General features: G+C 67.5%; 14 protein-coding genes. 5 read left to right on the forward strand and 9 right to left on the reverse strand.

What is annotated here, in order from left to right; translation table 11 throughout:
• The first annotated feature begins 64 nt into the window (after positions 1-64).
• From Q6A47_RS19525 to yiaY, 5 genes are all read left to right on the forward strand, one after another.
• On the forward strand, positions 65-673 hold the full coding sequence (locus Q6A47_RS19525) for an FMN-dependent NADH-azoreductase (protein ID WP_039577502.1): 609 nt from the start codon (positions 65-67) through the stop codon (positions 671-673).
• 131 nt (positions 674-804) lie between these two features.
• Positions 805-1836: an alpha/beta hydrolase family protein gene (locus tag Q6A47_RS19530; protein ID WP_039577505.1), complete on the forward strand. Its 1032-nt coding sequence runs from the start codon at positions 805-807 to the stop codon at positions 1834-1836.
• 66 nt (positions 1837-1902) lie between these two features.
• Positions 1903-2340, forward strand: a complete 438-nt coding sequence (locus Q6A47_RS19535; protein ID WP_029614385.1) for a PACE efflux transporter — start codon at positions 1903-1905, stop codon at positions 2338-2340.
• A gap of 188 nt (positions 2341-2528) precedes the next feature.
• A complete protein-coding gene (gene ilvA / locus Q6A47_RS19540; RefSeq protein ID WP_304485127.1) occupies positions 2529-4091 on the forward strand; it encodes a threonine ammonia-lyase, biosynthetic in 1563 nt (520 codons plus the stop codon).
• Positions 4092-4226: 135 nt separating this feature from the next.
• On the forward strand, positions 4227-5375 hold the full coding sequence (gene yiaY / locus Q6A47_RS19545) for an L-threonine dehydrogenase (protein ID WP_039577513.1): 1149 nt from the start codon (positions 4227-4229) through the stop codon (positions 5373-5375).
• A gap of 52 nt (positions 5376-5427) precedes the next feature.
• Here yiaY and Q6A47_RS19550 read toward each other — a convergent pair whose 3' ends face one another.
• From Q6A47_RS19550 to Q6A47_RS19590, 9 genes are all read right to left on the reverse strand, one after another.
• Positions 5428-6618 carry a DUF8534 domain-containing protein gene (locus Q6A47_RS19550; RefSeq protein WP_304485128.1) on the reverse strand — a complete coding sequence of 397 codons (1191 nt, stop codon included), beginning with the start codon at positions 6616-6618 and terminating at the stop codon, positions 5428-5430.
• A 76-nt stretch (positions 6619-6694) separates the two neighbouring features.
• Positions 6695-8314, reverse strand: a complete 1620-nt coding sequence (locus Q6A47_RS19555) for an NADP-dependent glyceraldehyde-3-phosphate dehydrogenase (RefSeq protein ID WP_304485129.1) — start codon at positions 8312-8314, stop codon at positions 6695-6697.
• A 174-nt stretch (positions 8315-8488) separates the two neighbouring features.
• Positions 8489-12316 carry a dermonecrotic toxin domain-containing protein gene (locus tag Q6A47_RS19560; RefSeq protein ID WP_304485130.1) on the reverse strand — a complete coding sequence of 1276 codons (3828 nt, stop codon included), beginning with the start codon at positions 12314-12316 and terminating at the stop codon, positions 8489-8491.
• 78 nt (positions 12317-12394) lie between these two features.
• Positions 12395-13162, reverse strand: coding sequence for a carbohydrate deacetylase (locus Q6A47_RS19565; RefSeq protein ID WP_304485131.1), 768 nt, complete (start codon positions 13160-13162; stop codon positions 12395-12397).
• Positions 13134-14276, reverse strand: coding sequence for a GNAT family N-acetyltransferase (locus Q6A47_RS19570; protein ID WP_116888144.1), 1143 nt, complete (start codon positions 14274-14276; stop codon positions 13134-13136). Before Q6A47_RS19570 ends, Q6A47_RS19565 begins: the two co-directional genes overlap by 29 nt.
• Before the next feature lie 3 nt (positions 14277-14279).
• On the reverse strand, positions 14280-14969 hold the full coding sequence (locus Q6A47_RS19575) for a GNAT family N-acetyltransferase (protein ID WP_295485241.1): 690 nt from the start codon (positions 14967-14969) through the stop codon (positions 14280-14282).
• Positions 14970-15003: 34 nt separating this feature from the next.
• A complete protein-coding gene (locus Q6A47_RS19580; RefSeq protein WP_304485132.1) occupies positions 15004-16914 on the reverse strand; it encodes a hypothetical protein in 1911 nt (636 codons plus the stop codon).
• Entirely contained in the window at positions 16911-18215 is a 1305-nt protein-coding gene (locus tag Q6A47_RS19585; protein ID WP_304485133.1) for a lipopolysaccharide biosynthesis protein, read from the reverse strand. Before Q6A47_RS19585 ends, Q6A47_RS19580 begins: the two co-directional genes overlap by 4 nt.
• Positions 18212-19222 carry a polysaccharide deacetylase family protein gene (locus Q6A47_RS19590; protein ID WP_304485134.1) on the reverse strand — a complete coding sequence of 337 codons (1011 nt, stop codon included), beginning with the start codon at positions 19220-19222 and terminating at the stop codon, positions 18212-18214. The genes Q6A47_RS19585 and Q6A47_RS19590 overlap by 4 nt, the downstream gene beginning before the upstream one ends.
• Between the last annotated feature and the right edge of the window lies 1 nt (position 19223).

Consider the following 19223-nt stretch of genomic DNA (forward strand, 5'->3'; position numbering starts at 1 on the left):
CTTCTGTAGCATCCTGCCCATCCTGATCGCCTCACTGCGCGGTCGTCATTCACAGGAGATTCCCATGAAACTGTTGCACATCGACTCGAGCATCCTGGGCGACAATTCCGCCTCCCGTCAGTTGAGCCGCGAAGTGGTCGAAGCCTGGAAAGCGGCCGACCCGAGCGTGGAAGTCACCTACCGCGACCTGGCGAGCGATGCCATCAGCCACTTCTCCGCCGCGACCCTGCTGGCCGCCGGCACCGCCGAAGAAGCCCGTGACGCCGCTCAAGCCCATGAAGCACGCCTGAGCGCCGAGACGCTGGCCGAGTTCCTGGCGGCCGACGCCGTGGTCATCGGCGCGCCGATGTACAACTTCAGCGTGCCGACTCAGCTCAAGGCCTGGATCGACCGCGTGACCGTCGCCGGCAAGACCTTCCGCTACACCGAAGCCGGTCCCGAAGGCCTGTGCGGTGGCAAGAAGGTGATTCTGGTCTCCACCGCTGGCGGTCTGCACCAAGGCCAGCCGACCGGCGTCGGCCACGAAGAGTTCCTCAAGGTACTGTTCGGCTTCCTGGGCATTACCGATCTGCAGATCGTCCGCGCCGAAGGCCTGGCCTACGGTCCTGAGCAGCGCAGCTCGGCCATCGCTGCCGCACAGGCGCAGATCGCCGGCGAACTGTTCGCCGCCTGATTCAGCGCTGCTGAAAAAGCCGGCTGTCGTGGCGCACGACAGCCGGCTTTTTCATGGATCTTTCATCTGCACCCACGCGCTGCGCTTCTATGCTTGTGCTACTCGTCCACCTCCAGGGGAGAGCCGCTGCGATGAAGACCCGTGCCCTGTTGACCCTGATCCTGCTCGGTGGCCTGCTGGCCCGCGCCGACGCTGCGCCCTGGGTGGCCGGCCTGCATCGTCTGGCCCTGAGCGACCCGCTGGATGCCCAGCCCATGCAGGCACTGGTGTTCTACCCCAGTAGCGCCACGGCGCATCAGACGCGTATCGATGGCTATACGCTGCGCGTGGCCGAGGAAGCGCCGGTGGCCCTGGGGCAATTTCCGCTGTTGGTGATCTCCCACGGCAACACCGGTACGCCCGTGGCGTTGCATGATCTGGCCACGTCACTGGCGCGCCAGGGTTTCGTGGTGGTGGCGGTGACCCATCCCGGCGACAACCTGCACGATCACAGCCGTCTTGGCACCCTGAGCAACCTGTATGGACGCCCGCTGCAGGTGAGTGCCGCGATCAGCGCCGCACGTGCCGACACGCTGCTAGGGCCGTATCTGAACCCCGGCAAGGTCGGTGTGATCGGCTATTCGGCCGGTGGCGAGACCGCGCTGATCCTCTCCGGCGCCCGACCAGACCTGGAACGCTTGCGCAACTACTGCCTGGAGCGGCCGTTGGACGCCGATGCCTGCAAGACCCATGGCGTGCTGATCTCCGATCGCAGCGAGCTGGCGCCCCAGGCCGATCCGCGGGTCGGGGCGGTGGTGCTGATGGCCCCACTGGGGCTGATGTTCGGTCGCCATGCCCTGGCTAATGTGCAGGTGCCGGCGCTGATCTACAGCGGCGATCAGGATCAACTGCTGGCCGTGGAGCGCAATGCCAGCGCCCTGGCGCGCAAGCTGCCGGTCACCCCCGATTACCGTCTGCTCTCCGGTGCCGGCCATTTCGTGTTCATGGCACCGTGCGACGACGAGCAACGCCAGCGCATGGCCGTGCTGTGCAAAGATGCCGATGGCGTCGATCGGCGCCAAGTGCACCGCAGCCTGCAAAGCGAGACCGCCGCCTTCTTCAGTCAGGCACTGGGCGCCCCAGAGCCGGCCGAGCGCTCGGCGGCAGTGGGGGATACGCCGTAGCGCATCGCTTGAACCGCACGCTGAACCGGGGTACCGTCGTCGTCCGTTTACGCGAAGGAACGCCCCATGCAAGGCAAGGCTCGCAAGGTCGTCCAGGCCATCCTCTATGAAATCATCGCCGTCGCCTGCGTCGCGCCCGCGCTGGCGCTGATGTTCGAGACCAGCATGGCCCATTCCACATTGCTGTCAGTGCTGATGTCCGGCATCGCCATGAGCTGGAACATGGGCTACAACTGGGCCTTCGAGCGCTGGGAAGCGCGCCAGGCACAGCGTCGCCGGACCTGGCTGCGGCGCCTGCTGCATGCGTTGGGCTTCGAAGGCGGGCTGGTGCTGATCCTGCTGCCGCTGGTGGCGTTCTGGTTGGACATCAGCCTGTGGAGCGCTTTGCTCACCAACCTGGCGCTGTTCGTGTTCTTCTTCGTCTATGCCTTCGTATTCCAGTGGGGCTTCGACAAGGTCTTCGACGTGCCGCTGTCCGCCCAGCAGCGCACGGCGGAGTGTTGACTTCCTACGAGTTGGCGGGATAAGTTCCTACCCCATGAATACCTCCCTGCCAGCGCGCACCTTCGGCCTGATCATTATTACCGCCATCATCGGATTGGCGGGCTAGCGCGCACTGGCACCGAACCCGCCCTGGAGGCGGGTTTTTTCTTCTCGACTCCTGGGCACGTGAAACCACCCAGGAGTCATCGATGAGCAATCTCAGCGTCAGCCCCCGTACCGCCGTCACGCCCCAGCAACTGCTGTCGGAGCAGGTGCGGCGCATTCTTGCGGCGCCCGTGTACGACCTGGCCATCGAAACACCGCTGCAGCCCGCGCCGGCACTCTCGACGCGTCTTGGCAATCAGGTGCTGCTCAAGCGCGAAGATTTGCAACCGACGTTCTCCTTCAAGATCCGCGGTGCCTACACGCGGTTGTCGCGCCTGTCCCAGGCCGAACGCGCGCGTGGCGTGATCACCGCCTCGGCCGGCAACCATGCCCAAGGCGTAGCCCTGGCGGCGGCGCACCTGGGCATGGTCGCGACCATCGTCATGCCCACCACCACGCCGGAGCTGAAAATCGCCGGTGTGCGCGCCCGGGGTGGTGACGTGGTGCTGCACGGCGACAGCTTCCCCCACGCCCTGGCTCACGCCTTGCGCCTGGCCGACGAGCAAGGCGCGACCTTCGTACCGCCGTTCGACGACCCGGATGTGATCGCCGGGCAGGGCACCGTGGCCATGGAAATCCTGCGCCAGCAGCCGGGTGCGCTGGACGCGATCTTCGTGCCGGTCGGCGGCGGTGGGCTGATCGCGGGCATTGCCGCCTACGTCAAGTACCTGCGCCCACAGGTCAAGGTGATCGGTGTCGAACCGCATGACGCCAACTGCCTGCAAGCGGCGCTGGCCGCCGGGCAGCGTGTGGTCCTGCCCCAGGTCGGCAGCTTCGCCGACGGCGTGGCGGTGGCCCAGGTCGGTGCCCATTGCTTCGAGTTGTGCCGGCATTTCGTCGACGAGGTGATCAGCGTCAGCAGCGATGAGCTGTGCGCCGCGATCAAGGACATCTACGACGACACCCGCTCGATCACCGAGCCGTCCGGCGCGCTGGCCGTGGCCGGGATCAAGAAATACGTGGCGCGCGAGGGTGCGCGCGGGCAGACCCTGGTGGCCATCGACTCTGGCGCCAACGTCAATTTCGACCGCCTGCGCCATGTGGCCGAACGCGCCGAACTGGGCGAGCAGCGCGAGGCGGTGATCGCCGTCACCATCCCCGAGCGCCCCGGCAGTTTTCGGGCCTTCTGCCAGGCCCTGGGCCGGCGCCAGGTGACCGAATTCAACTACCGTTGCCAGCCCGGCAAGCCGGCCCGGCTGTTCGTCGGTGTGCAGACCCACCCACAGCGCGACCCGCGCACGGGGTTGCTCGACAGCCTGCGCGAGCAGGGCTACGAGGTGCTCGACCTCACCGACAACGAGTTGGCCAAGCTGCATGTGCGCCATACCGTCGGCGGGCATGCCGCGCCGGATACCCAGGAGCGGGTGCTGCGCTTCGAGTTCCCCGAGCGCCCTGGCGCACTGCTGGGCTTTCTCGAACGGTTGGGCCGGCGCTGGAACATCAGCCTGTTTCACTACCGCAACCACGGCGCGGCCCAGGCGCGGGTGCTGGCGGCGCTCCAGGTGCCGGACGATGAGCAGGCGACCCTGCCGCAGGCGCTGCAGGCCATGGGCTACGAATACTGGGATGAGACCGACAACCCGGCCTACCGCCTGTTCCTGGGCTGACGCCGGCCGCTCATCGACGCTTCCCAGCGTCGATGACTGGGCAGTCACGGACATTGTCCTGGATCAACATCCGGGCGCGAAAAGCGGAGGATGCTCGCCGCCAGAGAGACAACAACCAGAGAGAGGAACTCGGCCGTGAGCAGCACATTCTTCATTCCAGCGGTGAACATCATGGGACTCGACTGCCTGGGCGAGGCCATGACGGCCATCGCCGGCTACGGCCTGCGCAAGGCGCTGATCGTCACCGACGCTGGCCTGGCCAAGGCCGGGGTGGCCTCGCGCATCGCCAGCCTGCTGGCCGAGCGCGACATCGACTCGACGATCTTCGACGGCGCCAAGCCCAACCCGAGCATTGCCAACGTCGAAGCCGGCCTGGCGCTGCTGCAACGCGAGCGCTGCGACTGCGTGATCTCCCTGGGTGGCGGCTCGCCGCACGACTGCGCCAAGGGCATCGCCCTGTGCGCCACCAACGGCGGCCACATCCGCGACTACGAAGGCGTGGACCGTTCGGCCAAGCCGCAACTGCCGCTGATCGCCATCAACACCACCGCCGGCACCGCCAGCGAGATGACCCGTTTCTGCATCATCACCGACGAAGCACGCCACGTGAAAATGGCCATCGTCGACCGCAACGTCACGCCGATGCTGTCGGTCAACGACCCCGCGCTGATGGTCGGCATGCCCAAGGGCCTGACCGCCGCCACCGGCATGGATGCGCTGACCCACGCCGTCGAAGCCTATGTATCGACCGCCGCCACGCCGATCACCGACGCCTGCGCGCTGAAGGCGGTCACCTTGATCAGCGACAACCTGCGCCAGGCGGTGAACGACGGCCAGGACCTGCAAGCGCGGGAAAACATGGCCTACGCCCAGTTCCTCGCCGGCATGGCCTTCAACAACGCCTCGCTGGGTTACGTGCACGCCATGGCCCACCAACTCGGTGGCTACTACGACCTGCCGCACGGGGTGTGCAACGCGGTGCTGCTGCCCCATGTGCAGCGCTTCAATGCCCAAGTCAGCGCAGCGCGTCTGCGTGACGTGGCCAAGGCGATGGGCGTGAAGGTGTGCGGCATGACCGAGGCGCAGGGCGCCGATGCCGCGATTTCAGCCATTGAGCAGCTGTCGGTGGCGGTGGGCATTCCGGCTGGTCTCCAGGAACTGGGCGCCAAGCGTGAAGACGTGCCGGTGCTGGCCAGCAACGCGCTCAAGGACGCCTGCGGCCTGACCAACCCGCGCAGCGCCAGCCAAGCGGAGATCGAGGCGATTTTCGCCGCAGCATTCTGAGACGCTGTTTTCACTGGGGCCGCGCTGCGGCCCTTTCTCACGGGCGGTCGGATCACCGCTCGCGCATGAAGAACCCTGCCACGTACTTGCGAAACGTCTCCGCGCTCTTGAAGTCGGCGTAGCGCTTGAAATGCTCCATCTCAGGCTCAGGCCCCACTGGCTCTTGCAGCAACGACACCGACAGCACCCGGTCCTGGTCGGACGTGAGCACCAGCTCGTCCATCACCTCGCCGCCAATCACCGGACGGCGCATCAGCACCTTCACACCTTTGCCCGCCATCCAGTCGATCAGCGACACCAGCGCCTTCAACGGCTCGCGCTCTTCATCCCGGTACACCGGAAACAGCTGCCCACGCGACAGCACCGGCACACTGGCGACGTGGATCAGTTCATAGAACTGGCTGCCGGCGGTCGCCGGTGAGTAGAGCGCCAGGGCCAGCAGCGGGCCGCCGGTTTTACTGCCACCCCAGAGCAGGTGATGGCCTTGGAAATCGAAACCCTCCTCGCTGGCGGCGGTGAACACCTTGCGTCCGGCGATGCGCTCCACGCAGTCGAGCAGCAAGCCATGGCGGCGATGCTCGCCGAACAGGCTGGAATCGCGCAGACGCGCCTTGAGCCGCATCATCGACTTCATGTCCAGCCGCGTTTCCAGGTAGTTGCTGGCTGGCACGCGCGCCAGCAGCGGATAGCGCGCAGCCACGCCACGCAGTTCGGCGAACTGCGCGGTCAGGTCCTTTTTCAGGTGGGTGGCGTAGACATTCAGTCCGCTGGCTTCGATCCAGCTCAGCAGCAACGACAGCAGGCGCTGCTGTTCACGCCGCGGCGTGCCATCGCCCAGCGCAGTGCCACTGGCGACGCTGTCCTGACGAAAATCGCCCAGCAGTCGCAGCGGCGTATCCGGCGCCAGCCAGGCCGCTGGCGCTACCTGAGGCTCGGCGTGGCCGCCCGATTCACGGGCCTCCTTGCTGAACGGGCAGCCTGGCGCGTGCTCGGGCGTCTCGGGGTTGTTGCGCAGAAACAGCGTCCCGCTATTGCCATTGAGGCTGACATTGAGCACCGGCAGCGCGTCGCGCCGACAGTCGCACCCCAACCACTGGTTGGCGCTGCGCACCCTCATCAGCCACTGGTTGGCTTGCAGCAGCCGCGGCCCAACCAGGCTCCCCGTCACGAACCCCACCAGCAGTTCTTCTTCAGCCGCAGTGAGACTGCGCACCGACGCCCCGTTCTTCTCGATGATTCGCATGAAGCAGCTCCAAGCTGTAAGCGGCAAGCGCCGAGCCAAGCCGCGACTCTAGCAGCTTGCCGCTGACAGCTCACCGCTAAAAGATGTAGTCGGTGGTGAGGAAGCTGGACTGGCGGTTGCGGATGATCTCGCTGATCAAGGTCTTGTTGGCGTCCTGGAACTTGGTGGCGACCAAGGTGCGGATCGAGAACACCCGCAGCGCATCGTGCACCGACAGGGTGCCTTCGGCGCTGTTCTTGCGTCCGTTGAACGGGTAGGTGTCCGGGCCGCGTTGGCACTGGGCGTTGAGGTTGATGCGCCCGACCTGGTTGGCGAAGGTGTCGACCAGCTCGCCGATGGTCTGCGGGTCGTTGCCGAACAGGCTCAACTGCTGGCCGTAGTCGGAATCCAGCACGTAGTCGATCACGGTGTGCAGGTCGCGGTACGGCACCACGGGCACGACCGGACCGAACTGTTCTTCGTGGTAGACACGCATGGCGGCGGTCACGGGATAGAGCAGGGCGGGATAGAAGAACGAGCCCCGGCTTTGGCCGCCGCCGGGGTTGATCACCTGCGCGCCGTGGGCCTTGGCATCGCTCACCAGGCCGTCGAGGTAGTCGACCTTGCCAGGTTCGGGCAGCGGCGTCAGGGCCACGCCAGGCGCCCAGGGCATGCCGGGCTTGAGGGCGGCCAGCTTGTGCTGGAATTTTTCCAGGAAGGGCTCGACCACATCCTCGTGGACGAACAGGATCTTCAGCGCCGTGCAGCGCTGGCCGTTGAACGACAGCGCACCGGTCACGGCCTCGTCCACGGCGTTGTCCAGGTCCACCTGCGGCAGGACGATGCCGGGGTTCTTTGCATCGAGGCCCAAGGCCGCACGCAGGCGGTGTGGCCTTGGGTGCAGTTTCTTCAGGTCGCTGGCGGCCTTGTGGGTGCCGATGAAGGCGAAGACATCGACCTTGCCGCTGGCCATCAGCGCGCTGACCGTCTCGCGGCCGCGACCGTAGATGACGTTGATCACCCCCGGCGGGAAGCTGTCGCGGAAGGCTTCGAGCAGGGGGCGGATGAGCAGCACGCCGAACTTGGCGGGCTTGAACACCACGGTGTTGCCCATGATCAGCGCCGGAATCAGGGTGGTAAAGGTTTCGTTCAGCGGGTAGTTGTAAGGCCCCATGCACAGCGCCACGCCCAGTGGCGCGCGGCGGATCTGGCCGAGGGTGCCCTGTTCGAGCTCGAAGCGGCTGGAGCGACGGTCCAGATCCTTCAAGGCGTTGATGGTGTCGACGATGTAGTCGCAGGTGCGGTCGAACTCTTTTTCCGAGTCCTTGAGGTTCTTGCCGATCTCCCACATCAGCAGCTTGACCACCGCGCCGCGCTGCTCGCGCATGCGCGCCAGGAAGCCCTCGACATGCTGGATGCGCTCGGCCACGCGCATGTTCGGCCAGGCGCCGCGGCCTTTGTCGTAGGCCTGAACGGCGGCATCGAGCGCGGTGAGCGCAGTGTCGGCGTCAAGCAAGGGGGCGCTGCCGAGCACCACCTGGCGTTCGCCGTCGCTGTGCTTGAGCCAGACTGGACTGCGGACGGTGGCCAGTGGCCCTTGCCACTGCCTGAGTTCGCCGCCTACGAGGTAGTCGCGTTGTTCCAGCGGCTCGCCCAGACGCCAGGTGTCGGGAATGTCTTCAGGGGCGGGGAAAAGTGCATCGAGCAGACGGTCCATGGTTACTGCGCCTCACGTAGCTGAGCGAATGAAACGTTTCAGCCGAGCATGCACCGGCTGCCACAAAGTTTCCAGTGTGGCCCAACATCGGTGAAGGCGCGCTGCGGGTGATCACGCGCGGGTGTTCGCGGCGCCGACCTGCTGCCCAGCACGGCAGCAGGTCGGTGGCTGCGATCAGCTTTGCTCGATCGGGCGGTCCAGCAGATTGATCGCCGGTTGGGCCAGGACCCGCCGTCGGTAGTACCGGTCCTGGTCCTGCCGTTCCAGACGCCGCCAGGTCTCGGTGCGGGTGTGGGGCAGGCCGTCCAGGTAACGGTCGCTTTCGAGCAGTTCGCGCAGATCGCGGCGCCAGGCCAGTGGCAGCCGCGACCAAATGCCCAACTGGGCGTCGTTCGCTTCGGCCAGCAATTCCTCGTAATCGCTGTCCGGCACCAGCAGGTCGATGCCTGTGGCGCTGTAGAAGGCGTCGATCTGTTCGGCAGCGACCGCGCTGAGGGTTTCGCTTTCCAGGCGCAGGGTGCGCGCGATCCGGTCGGGCAGGGCGAAGGCCGGCGGTAGCGTTTGCAGCGGATTGCGGGAAAAGTCCAGCAGCAGCGGATCGAGCAGATGCTGCAAGCCCGTCGGCAGCGTCGACAGCAGGCAGTTGTCCATGTACAGCGTGCGGATCTGTACGTGGCGGGACAGGTCGGGGGCGCGGGTCAGCGGGCAGTCGGAGAAGTCCACCACGCGCAGGTTGAGGTAGCGGTCGAAGTCTGCTTGCTGAGCGGGGTCCCAGGTGATCGGATTGCGGTCCATTTCCAGCCAGACCAGCGCCTCTGGCCGGGTCAGCCGTGGCACGCGGGAGAAGCCGCAACCCCGTAGCTTCAGGCGTTGCAGCGCCGGAAAGCGCTGCAGCCAGTGCTCGGGCAGGCGGCTGAGGGTGGCGCTGTGGGTCAGGTCCAGCTCTGTGATGTGGCGAAAATCGTCCGGCAGGACCAGGCTTTCCAGGCTCGCGTTGTCCAGGCCGATGCCGGAAAGGTCCAGCACGTGCTGGGCAGTACCGTCCATCAGCCTGACGATCGAGCTGCCGCGTTGGGCGTCGACGATGCGCTGCATGGCTTGCTGGCGCCGGGCCGAGGTGCCAGCCCAACTGCTCAGTTGCGCCTGCAGGTCGCGCAGGCGGGCCTCCAGGCGCGCCACTTCGATTTCAGGCACACGCAGCGCGGCCTGCCAGTCGCGCAGGGTCCGTTGGGCGTCTTCCAGGCTGGCCAACGGGTACAGCCGCCGCAAGCGTGAGGCCAGCGAATGGTGAGAGAAATCGTCAGGTCGCTGCGGCGTCGGGTCCAGGCCGCCCAGCAGGCGTAGTCGGCTGCGCCAACCTGGCTGCTCGGGGGCGAGCAGACGCTGCCTGAAGGTGCCTCGGGCAGCGCCGATCAGTGTGCGCAAGCGTACACGTAGCGCATCTGCACCGCCTTGGGCGAGCGTCGTGCCCAACTCCTGCGGCAGGGTCCACAGCAACGCTTCGAGCAGGTCGTGGCTGACCCTGCCCGGTGCTGGGCGTTCGCCTAGGTCGGCCTCGTAGCCCGCCGCCGACTTGATCAGGCGCAGCCGGCGCGGTGCCAAGGGCACGCCGCACTCGCGCAGCAGCGCACCGTGCGGGCTGGCAGCGCGCAACGCCAGGTGCAGGTCCTGCGGCCAGTCCGGCAGGCGGGTCAGGCTGGCGAACAGCAGGCGCTCGCTGGATTCCCCCGCCAGGATGGGCAGGTGTAAACCTTCCAGGCCACGCGCCAGCGGCAGCTCGCAGCGCAGCCGGTCGAGTGCCTGTCGTAGCGACGGGGGCAGGGTATCGGTGCTGCGCCAGAGGGCACGTTCTTCGGCCGGTAGGACGTTCACCAGCCGCCGCGCCAGGGGGGCGGGCACGTCGGGATAGCGGTCCAGCAGACGCGCGGTATCGGTATCGATGGTCACAGCGCCATAGCGCTCGGCGATGGCGTCTATCCAGGCCTGTGCCGTCTGGCCGGGCAGATCGGCTGCCACGTCTCGCGCGATCTTCAGGCGCTCCAGGGTGTCGGCCAGCAACGGCGGTGTTGGCAGGTTGTTGAGGTGGATCTCACGCAACGCAGTGCTGTTCAGCCCGGTAATGTCCAAGGCCATGAGCGCCTCGACTTCGCTGACATCGGCCAAGGTTGGACCCAGCCGCTGTACCAGCTTGTGTACATCCCACGCCTGCGGCTGTTCGTGCTCGACGCGCCAGGCGCCGTCGCCGTTGTGCTCCAACAAGGGGGCGTAGGCGTGCGCGTCGTCTGGGTGGACCAGGCGCCAACGTTGCAGGACCGGGTCCAGGCGCTGCTCGTACAGCTGGCCATCGAGGCGGATGAAGTGGCGTCCCTGGTCGACGAACTGACCTCGGGCATTGGCGGTCAGCGCTTGCGGCAGTTCGACCTGACTGCGGTAGCCCGTCAGGTCGGGCAACCACAGGCGCTGTGTGCCATCGGCCAGCTCGACAGGCATCAAGCGCTCCATCAGCGGTGTGCTGGCGAGCTTGCCGGCCACGGCACCTGCAGCGCCGAGTCCGGCGATCAGCGCCAGGTTCAGGCCAGTGGTTTCCAGGTGCTGCAAGGCTTCTCGGCGATCGCCCACGCTCCAGGCCTGGTAACCGGCGTATACCTCGTCGAGCAACTGGTACGCGGTCACCAGCAGCATCAGGCCACCCACTGCCGGGACGAAGAATCCAGCGGTCATCAGCGCGTTGAGGCCCAGGCTCTGCCACAGCGCCAGGCGACGTTTACGCGCCTGCTCGTCGGCTTCGGCGGTGGGCACGGCGAGCAGGCGCGCTTCGGCTTTGAGCCGCGCCACATGGTCGTCGAAGAGGAAGTCGAACAGCGATGTGTCGATGCCCAGCACGCGCAGGTGCAGATCGGCGTCGGCGGCCAGGCTCCAGGCCTGGTCCATGCCACTGTGCCCACTGTCGAGGTTCTGCTGTGCGCGGTCGAGCAAAGCGCCCCATTGGGCTTTGTCGACGTAGGCGCTGAACGCCTGGCGTGAGGCCGGTGCCAGCAAGGCCTGTTGCAGGTGCGTGCGCACCGCCTCGAGGCCGTCGAACTGACGCAGCATCGTTTCGTGACCGGGCAGGGAGAGCAGCAGTCCGGCATCGCCCGCATCGATCAGCAACGCCTCGTGCAGCCTCACACCGAACAGCTCCAGTTGCTGGCAGGTGATCCCGTGCTGTCCGTCGATCAGTCGCTGCACGGCGTCCAGTGCAGCGCCGCTGATCTGGTGCCGCACATGAGCCAGGTCGGCGCTGGCGCGCAGGCTGTGCTGGTACAGGGCAATGGCGGCGGGGCGAACCGCGGGTGCAGCGAAGTGGCTGTCCAAGTGCGCCTGATACTGCCCGCCCAGGTCGAGGCGTCGGCACGTGTCGGCGAAATCGGCGGGGGACAAGGGCAATGCCGTGATCTCGAACTGCTCGGAGTGCAACGGGATGTCCACCCAGGTTTCGCTGTCGCCCAGGGTGGTTTTACCGATGACCGTGACCGGCCGGCATGTGGCATGGCCTTCGAGCGCCAGGGCGCTGTCGGTGCTGAAGCTGACGTCGTCGGCGAAATTGTGCAGCGCCGCTTCCAGCAGCGAACGGCGCTCATGGGTGGTGACGTAGACGTCGTGAGTGAACAGATGATGCAGCCAGATCAGTTCCGTGCTGCGCAAAGGGGCCGCGAACTGGTGTTCCTCGCGCAGACGCTCGCCGAGTCGAGGTTCGGCGAAGGCGCTGATCTGCTCCAGGCCGGTCAACGCTTCGGCCAGTCGATGGCGCGCAGCGTCCAGGCGCGACTGGCTTGACAGCAGCGCTTCGCGCAAAGCAGGCGCTGCGTTGGCGAACCAGTCGGCCTCGGCGCCAGGTTCGCCCTGGGGCGGTGTGAGGCATGCGCCCAGGGCCTGCCAGTGGGCCGCGTGCAGCGTCGCGGCCCAGGCGGGCAGCCGGGCGGCAAGGAAGTGTTGGTGGGGATGGGTAGCGCTCGAAGGCATGGGCCGGTCTCCTGTTCGGGAAGGCCACAGGAGACGCCACGCCCAGCGACGCGCGGTGGTAGATAGAGGGCACCCGCCTCAGCGATCCCCCAGCCCGGCGTAGCCCACTCGCTCGACGCCCGACAAATGCTGGTCCAACAGTTGCACCAGCGATTCGCCCGGTGGCAGATAGGCGTCGCCGAAGTCATGTCTGTCCAGCGCACTGGGATGCGCCACCACCTCCAGCACGCCGTGGCTCGGCGCCAGACCGTGCTTGAGGTCCAGTGGCGTGCAGACATGGTCGGCGGTCACCGCGCACAGCTGTTTCAGGCGGCGGTTGAGCAGGGTCTTGAACACCCGCTTGAGCGGACCGATGTTGGCGCCGATGTTGCGCGCCAGGCGCACTGGCACGCCCTGCCCGCGGGCGAAGCGCGCCACCACGTCGCCGACCGGCCAGATATTGTGCACGTGCTGGTGCGAATCCAGGTGGCTGGGCCTGACGCCATGGGCCAGGCAGCGTTGCCACTGGGCATCGAGCTCCTGGCGCACGGCCTCGCGCTCACCGGGTGACAGGCGCAGGGTGCGCTGGCGCAGTTGCAGGTCGAAGCCGCCCTGGGCATCGCACAACCGCCGTTCGGCGCGAATCGCCCGGCTCAACGGCGAGCCATAGGTGAGATTGACGTGCAGGCCGATGCGCCCGGCGAGCGTGGGTTGTTGCGCCAGTTCGCACGCCGCCTCGAAGGCCGGCATGTTGGCCATCAGCGTCGCCGAACTGATCAGCCCGCTCTGGAAGGCCCGGACGATGACGGCGTTGACTTCGTCGTCCAGGCCGAAGTCGTCAGCGTTGACTATGACCCGCAATGGCATCGGCGCGCTCCTGTGCTGGGGGGGAAGGGGTGTCGGGTTTACGCCGGCGCTTGAGCCAGCGCCAGGCGCGCAGGGCCAGGCCCAGGGCGATGCCGTCGAGGCGCCAGCTGTAGCAGCTCAGGCGCCATTGCTCGAGTTGTCCGGTCTGGCGTTCGTGCAGTTGGTGGCTGGAGTTCTCCAGGCTCACCCGCGACGCGTCGACCCAGCTCCAGCCGTCGTCCAGGCCCCAGTGAATCCACTCTTCGAGCAGCACCCGGCCGCTGCCCAGGTCGCGCTGTTCGGGGACGAAGGCCAGGTTGTAGTCATACACCCGGCCCCGTTCGAGCAGGCCCAGGCGATAGCTGATGCAGCGCCCGTCCAGTTCCAGCAGCACCAGGCACACCAGACCCTCGGCGGCCAGCGCCGTGAAGGCCTGGTACATCCATTGGCGGCGCAGGGGGCCACTGAAGATGCCCACCTCGTCATCGCCTTTCCAACTGGCCGCCTCGACGGCGCTCACCGCATCGAGCCAGTGCTCGATGTCAGCGCGCGTCGGCATGATCCGGCGTACCTGTGCGCCGCAGGCGGCGATGCGCTTGCGCGCACGGCGCAGCTTGTAACGCGGGTCGCCGCTGACTTCCTGGCGGTCGGCCTGGCTGATACGGTGCACCGGCACGCGGCAGGTCAGGCGGCGCTCGAAGGTCGAGCTGGCGGCGGCCCACTGTTGCAGCCAGTCGCTGTCGCCGTCTGGCACTTCGCTCAGTTGCAGCAGGGCGTGCGGCAGCCTGCCACGGATGGCCTTGAGCACCGCACTGGCGTGGCTGACCGGCAGGTCCAGCAGCAGGGCGATCCGGTCGCTCAGCGGATGGCCCAGGTGGCGCACCACCGGCACGTTCAACGGCCCCAGCGGCTGGCGTTCGCGTACCAGGGGCAGGCACAGGCACAGGCGTCCGTCGAGGTGGCCAAGCAACACCTGCAACTGCTGACCCGGCTGCAACGCCGCTTCGGCGGCGCGCAGCCAGCCCAGGTGATTGAAGGGCGTGCTGGCGGCCACGCGCTGACGCAGCGCTTCGTAGCCGGCCGCCGGAAAGCTCGGGGTGCACAGCGAGGCGCACCAACTCAATTGCAGTGCCACCGCTCAGGACGCCGTGGCCGTGGTGTGTTGCGCGGCGTGCTTGCGCAGCGGCGCCAGGCGCGAGTCGCGATAGCGGCTTTCGCGGAAGAACTTCCAGCGCCCGAACAGGCAGTAGACATGCATGATGCGACCTTGCTCCTGATAGCCCATGCGCAGGTGCAGCTTGAGCGCCGGGATGTTGTGTTGTTCGCAGACGTCCACCACGGTGGTGCAGCCCTGCGCGGCCATGGCTTGCCACAGCGCCACCTGCAGGTCCACCGACAGTCGCGTGCCCCAGTAACGACGGATCAGTTCGCCGCCGAACTCGAAGAACTCGCCCGGGCCTACCGGGAACCAGCAGCCGTAGTAATGGCGGTCGTGGTAATGCCGGGCGCTGCCCCAGATGAAGGCGACCGCATCGCCTTCGTCGTCGAGGAACATCAGCCCGGTATGGCCTTCGCCCGCGAGTTCGCGCATGGTCTCGACGCGGTCGCCGAAATACCGGGCGAAAGCCCTGACGTTGGTCATGCTGATGTTTTCCAGGCGCAGTGGCGGGTAGGGCTTGAGCCGGTGCGGCGGCACGGGAGCCTGCAGGTCGCGCTGCATCCACAACAGTTCCCAATGATAGAAAACGTAGCGGCGCCAGGCGCTGGCCAGGGTGTTGCGCAGGCCCTTGCGCTGGATGCGTTCGCGGATCTTGCTCAGTGCACGCATGCTTCCTCCGGTGGGTGACGGCTCGTCCAGCGTCTTACGACGCGTTCCAGGTCAGGGCGAACAGCGTCTGCCCTGGCAGTTGAAAACTCAGGCGCCCCTGGCGGCAGTCGAAACGGCCGACGCGCGGGCGGTTGTCGGGGCCGAACAGCTCCAACTGCCCGCTGGGGCAGCGCTCCAGGGACAGTTCGACCTGTTGCTGCCGGTCGGCCTTGTTCACCCCCAGCAGGCTGCGCTGGCGACCGTCGGCCATGGCCAGGGCGTCGACCTCGAAGGCGTCGTTGTCCAAGGCCAGCACCTGGGTCAGCCAGTGGCGCTGGATGAACTGCTGGGCCAGGCCCACCGGCTTGAGCTCGAAGCGCGTTTCACCGAGCACACGGACCATGCCCTTGGGCCACTGTGGCTCGTCGGCGACGTGAAACCAGTTGAGCATGTCCAGCAGGCCGTCGGACGAGGCGTTGATCACCACCGAGGCCCACCACAGGCCGGCGTAGTGGGTGTTCTGCTCGTAGGGGCTGAGGGTCGAGCCGCTGGACAGGTTGGTCTGGTCGATCAGTAGCGCCTTGCGCGGTCGACCCTGGGCGTCGAGGCCGACCAGGTCGGCGGCCTGGCGCACACTGTCGCGGTAGCTGCGGGTGGCCAGCAGGTCGCGCACCATCCACTCATGCCAGGCCAGGGCGTCGATCTGCGCGCCCTGTTCCTCCAGCAGGCGGCGCGCCCAGTCCAGGCCGCGGCGCTGCTGACTGGCGCGGGTGAACGGCCCGCCGATCAGGCGCGAGGAGGCGGGCATGGCGATGCGCACGCCCGCTTCGCGAGCGCCAGGCCAGGCGCGCACGCGTGCGGCCATGGCGCTGAAGAAATCGCGGTAGCTGGCGTAGTCGCGATAGTTGAGGTTGGGCTCGTCGGCGAAGGCCAGGTAGTGCAGGCCCTTGCCGCCCAGCCGCGCGGTGGCGGCCAGCCAGGCCTGCAAACCGTCGTGGCTGGTGCGGTCGGCAGCCAGGTCGGCGCGCCGGCCGGTACCGGCCAGCAGGGTGATGTCCTGACCAATGGCGAAACGCTCTTGATACAGGCGCCGCCAGGCGTCCTCGTAATCAGGCTGACGCGCCAGCACGTCCATGAAACTGTAGTAGCCGGCCGCCTGCGGGCGCAGCGCATCGAGCACGGCGAAACTGGACGGCGGTGGCAGGACATAGGGCAGGTTCAGCCCCAGCAGCGGCGTGCGTCCGATCACCTCGGCCTGTAGGCGCAGGTGCACTTGGCCGGGCAGGTCGGGCACGTCGCTCAGGTCCTCGGCGCGTTGGGCGAACAGGTTGGCGCTGCCGTCGAGCCAGAACGCCGCCTTACCGCGCCCTTGCAGGCGCAAGCGCCAGGTTTCGTCGCGGCGACTGGACGGCAGCGCTTGCTGGTCGAACTGCCAGTAGGCCGGGTAAGGCTTGAGCGTCAGGTTTACCTGCAGGCCATCGCTCAGACGCTGGGCCCAGAGGCCGCGCACGCCGCCGTGGTACTTGCCGGCCAGGGTGGCCCGTTCGCCCGCCTTGACCCGGAAGTACAGGGTCACGTCCGGCCCGACCTCGGCGCTGAAGTGCACCTTGGCCGGGGCGAACTGCGCGCCGGTGCTGTCCGCGTGCCCGGCCTGGTAATCGCGAAAACTGTAGCCCGGCACTTCCAGCCGGTACGGTCCGGCGCCGGGCGTCAGCGGCCAGCGCTGCTCGCCACGCACCTCGGCGGCGTCTATGCGGCGCTCGCCGCACAGTTGCCCGTGGCCGTCGAGCAGGTACAGGTGCTCGCTGTTGGCATCGGCCTGCCAGGCTGGGCGCCAGCGCACCAGCAGGGTGTCTTCGGCGCTCGGTTGCAGGTACAGGCTGCCGTCGCGGAGGTCGCCCCATTGCAGCTCGGCGGCCTGCAGCCATGGCGCACCCAGGACCATCAGCAGCAGCCAGCGCTTCATGCCGGCCTCCGTTGCAGCCACTGGCGCAATGGGATGCAGTCACTGGGCAGCATGATCAGCGTGTGCCACAGCGGCACGCCGCTGAGCCGGCAGTACAGCACCAGCATGGCCAGGGTCACCGCCAGGTAGGCGATGGAAGACGCCGCGGCCGCGCCGACGATGCCCCAGTGAGGAATCAGCAGCAGGTTGAGCAGCAGGTTGAGCGCAGCGCCGGCCGCCATCATCAGCGACACCGCGCCAGGGCGGTTCTTGCCCAGCAGGTCCAGACGCAGGATGCTCGCGTAGCACAGCCCCAGCAGGCCCGGCAGCAAGGCCAGCAGCGCCGGATAAGCCGGCTGGTAGGCGATGCCGAACAAGGTGACGATCAGCCAGTCGCCGATCAGCGCCATGCCCAGGCAGGCACCGAGCATCACCGTGGCGGTCAGGCGCAGGGCCAGCGGCGTCAGCTTTTCCATGCCGGCGTCCTGTTGCAGCAGACGTTTCATCAGTGGCGTGGTGACCGCCTCGGGCACGATCAACAGCAGTTCGGCAGCGGCGCTGGCCATGGCGTAATGGCCCAGTGCGGTGCTGCCGAGCAGGGCGCCGATAAATAGGTAGTCGGCGCGCAGGATCAGTTGCTGACAGAGCAGGTCCGGGTGGCTCTTGGCGCTGTAGGCGAGCAGTTCGCGCTGGCCGCTGCGGTCCCAGCGCAGGCGCAGGGGGTGCTGGCGGCGCAGCCACCACAGGCCGAGCACCAGCACCAGCGCGATGCCGGCCAGCCAGCTGATCAGCGCCGCCTCGAGCGCCTGTTCGCGCCACATCCAGAACAGCCCGAGAAACAGCAGCAGCGGCGCCAGCGATTCGCTCAGGCGTAGCAGGTTGAAGGCGCCGACGTCGCCGCTGGCGTTGTGCAGGGTCAGCAGCCCGCTCTTGAGCACCGTCATCGGCACCGCCAGCAGCAACAGCCAGGCCAGCAGGCCCAGTTGCAGGGTGATGTCCAGCTCGCCGCCGAAGGTGCGCACCAGCGCCACGCAGGCCAAGGTCAGCAGCCCGGCCAGCAGGCAGCCGTAGATCAGCACCTGGGCCAGCAGCAGGCCCATGTCGCGCTGCTTGGCCGCCTGGTAACCCAGGGCACTGTTCAAGCCGCCGCTGGTGGCGGCGCTGATCAGGTCGGGCAGGGTGCTGAGCAGGGCGAACAGGCCGCGCTCGCTGGGGCCGAGGATTCGCGCCAGCAACACATTGCGCAGCAGGCGCAGGGCGATCATCGCCAGCTTGGTGCCCATGCTCAGCGCCAGGTGGCGCAGGTAGTGGTTGCGGCTCATGGGCGGCTGCCCCGGGCGATACGCCAGCCCAGCAGCGAAGGGTGGCTGGCGCTGCGCTGACTGACGCCGATGCGTGGCAGCGCCAGGGCATCGTCCCGGCCCTGGCAGATGCCGGGGCGGGTGCTCAGGGCAAAGGGGTAGTGGTGGGCGGCGATGCGCGCGCGTACGCGTGGGTCATGGTCGCCATTGGGGTAGCAGTACACCGGCAGCGGCTGGCGACAGCCTTGCTGCAAGGCGTGGTGGCTGCGCTGGATCTCCGCGTCCAGGCCGTTGTCGTCCAGGCCCGGCAGCAGCGCATGGCTGGCTCCGTGGGGGCCGAAACGCACCAGGCCGGACGCTTCCAGTTGGCGTACTTGATGCCAGTCCATGGCCTGGGGCAGGGCGTCTGCGGGGCAGGCGTCGGTCAACTGCAGCAGGGTCGCTGAATCGAGGGTCTTGAGGCTTTGCAGGTAATGCGCCAGGGCCAGGCTGCGCGCGGGCGTCTGCTCGGTCAGCGCCGCAGCGGGCGGCAGCGGGCGGCCGAGATCGTGCAAAGCGTCGATGAGGGCGCGTCGGGCGGGTTCGCCATGGCTGCCCCACAGGGTTTCGCCGACGCTCTCCCACCAGAAGCGCTGGCGGCTGCCGATGTAGTCGGTGGACAGGAAGATGCTCGCCGGGGTCTGGTACTGGTGCAGCAAGGCGAAGGCGTGGCTGGCGTTGTCGCGCCAACCGTCATCGAAGGTCAGGGCGAGTTTCGGGCGTTGGTCGCCACGTGGGCGGCCTTGGCACTGCAGCAGGTCCATGAGCCCGACGCAGTCGAAGTGCCGTGGCAGCCAGCGCAGCAGGCGCTCGAAGGCGCGCGGACCGACGCACAGCTCGTTGCGGTGAGGCAGCGCCGCACTGGTGTCATCGGCCAGCACCCGGTGCAGCATCAGGATCACCCCGGCGCCGCGCAATTCGGCGCGCCCTTGGGGCGATCTGAGGTAGAGCCAGCCACTGGCCTGTTTGATCCGGGTCTTGATCGGCATG

Source organism: Pseudomonas boreofloridensis (genome assembly GCF_030580795.1).
GTDB classification, from domain to species: Bacteria; Pseudomonadota; Gammaproteobacteria; order Pseudomonadales; family Pseudomonadaceae; genus Aquipseudomonas; species Aquipseudomonas boreofloridensis.

What these genes read in the sequence shown, in the direction of transcription:
- Q6A47_RS19525 (WP_039577502.1), top strand. Translation starts at nt 65, where the DNA reads ATGAAACTGTTGCACATCGACTCGAGCATCCTGGGCGACAATTCCGCC.
- Q6A47_RS19530 (WP_039577505.1), top strand. Translation starts at nt 805, where the DNA reads ATGAAGACCCGTGCCCTGTTGACCCTGATCCTGCTCGGTGGCCTGCTG.
- Q6A47_RS19535 (WP_029614385.1), top strand. Translation starts at nt 1,903, where the DNA reads ATGCAAGGCAAGGCTCGCAAGGTCGTCCAGGCCATCCTCTATGAAATC.
- ilvA (WP_304485127.1), top strand. Translation starts at nt 2,529, where the DNA reads ATGAGCAATCTCAGCGTCAGCCCCCGTACCGCCGTCACGCCCCAGCAA.
- Q6A47_RS19550 (WP_304485128.1), bottom strand. Translation starts at nt 6,618, where the DNA reads ATGCGAATCATCGAGAAGAACGGGGCGTCGGTGCGCAGTCTCACTGCG.
- Q6A47_RS19555 (WP_304485129.1), bottom strand. Translation starts at nt 8,314, where the DNA reads ATGGACCGTCTGCTCGATGCACTTTTCCCCGCCCCTGAAGACATTCCC.
- Q6A47_RS19560 (WP_304485130.1), bottom strand. Translation starts at nt 12,316, where the DNA reads ATGCCTTCGAGCGCTACCCATCCCCACCAACACTTCCTTGCCGCCCGG.
- Q6A47_RS19565 (WP_304485131.1), bottom strand. Translation starts at nt 13,162, where the DNA reads ATGCCATTGCGGGTCATAGTCAACGCTGACGACTTCGGCCTGGACGAC.
- Q6A47_RS19575 (WP_295485241.1), bottom strand. Translation starts at nt 14,969, where the DNA reads ATGCGTGCACTGAGCAAGATCCGCGAACGCATCCAGCGCAAGGGCCTG.
- Q6A47_RS19580 (WP_304485132.1), bottom strand. Translation starts at nt 16,914, where the DNA reads ATGAAGCGCTGGCTGCTGCTGATGGTCCTGGGTGCGCCATGGCTGCAG.
- Q6A47_RS19585 (WP_304485133.1), bottom strand. Translation starts at nt 18,215, where the DNA reads ATGAGCCGCAACCACTACCTGCGCCACCTGGCGCTGAGCATGGGCACC.
- Q6A47_RS19590 (WP_304485134.1), bottom strand. Translation starts at nt 19,222, where the DNA reads ATGCCGATCAAGACCCGGATCAAACAGGCCAGTGGCTGGCTCTACCTC.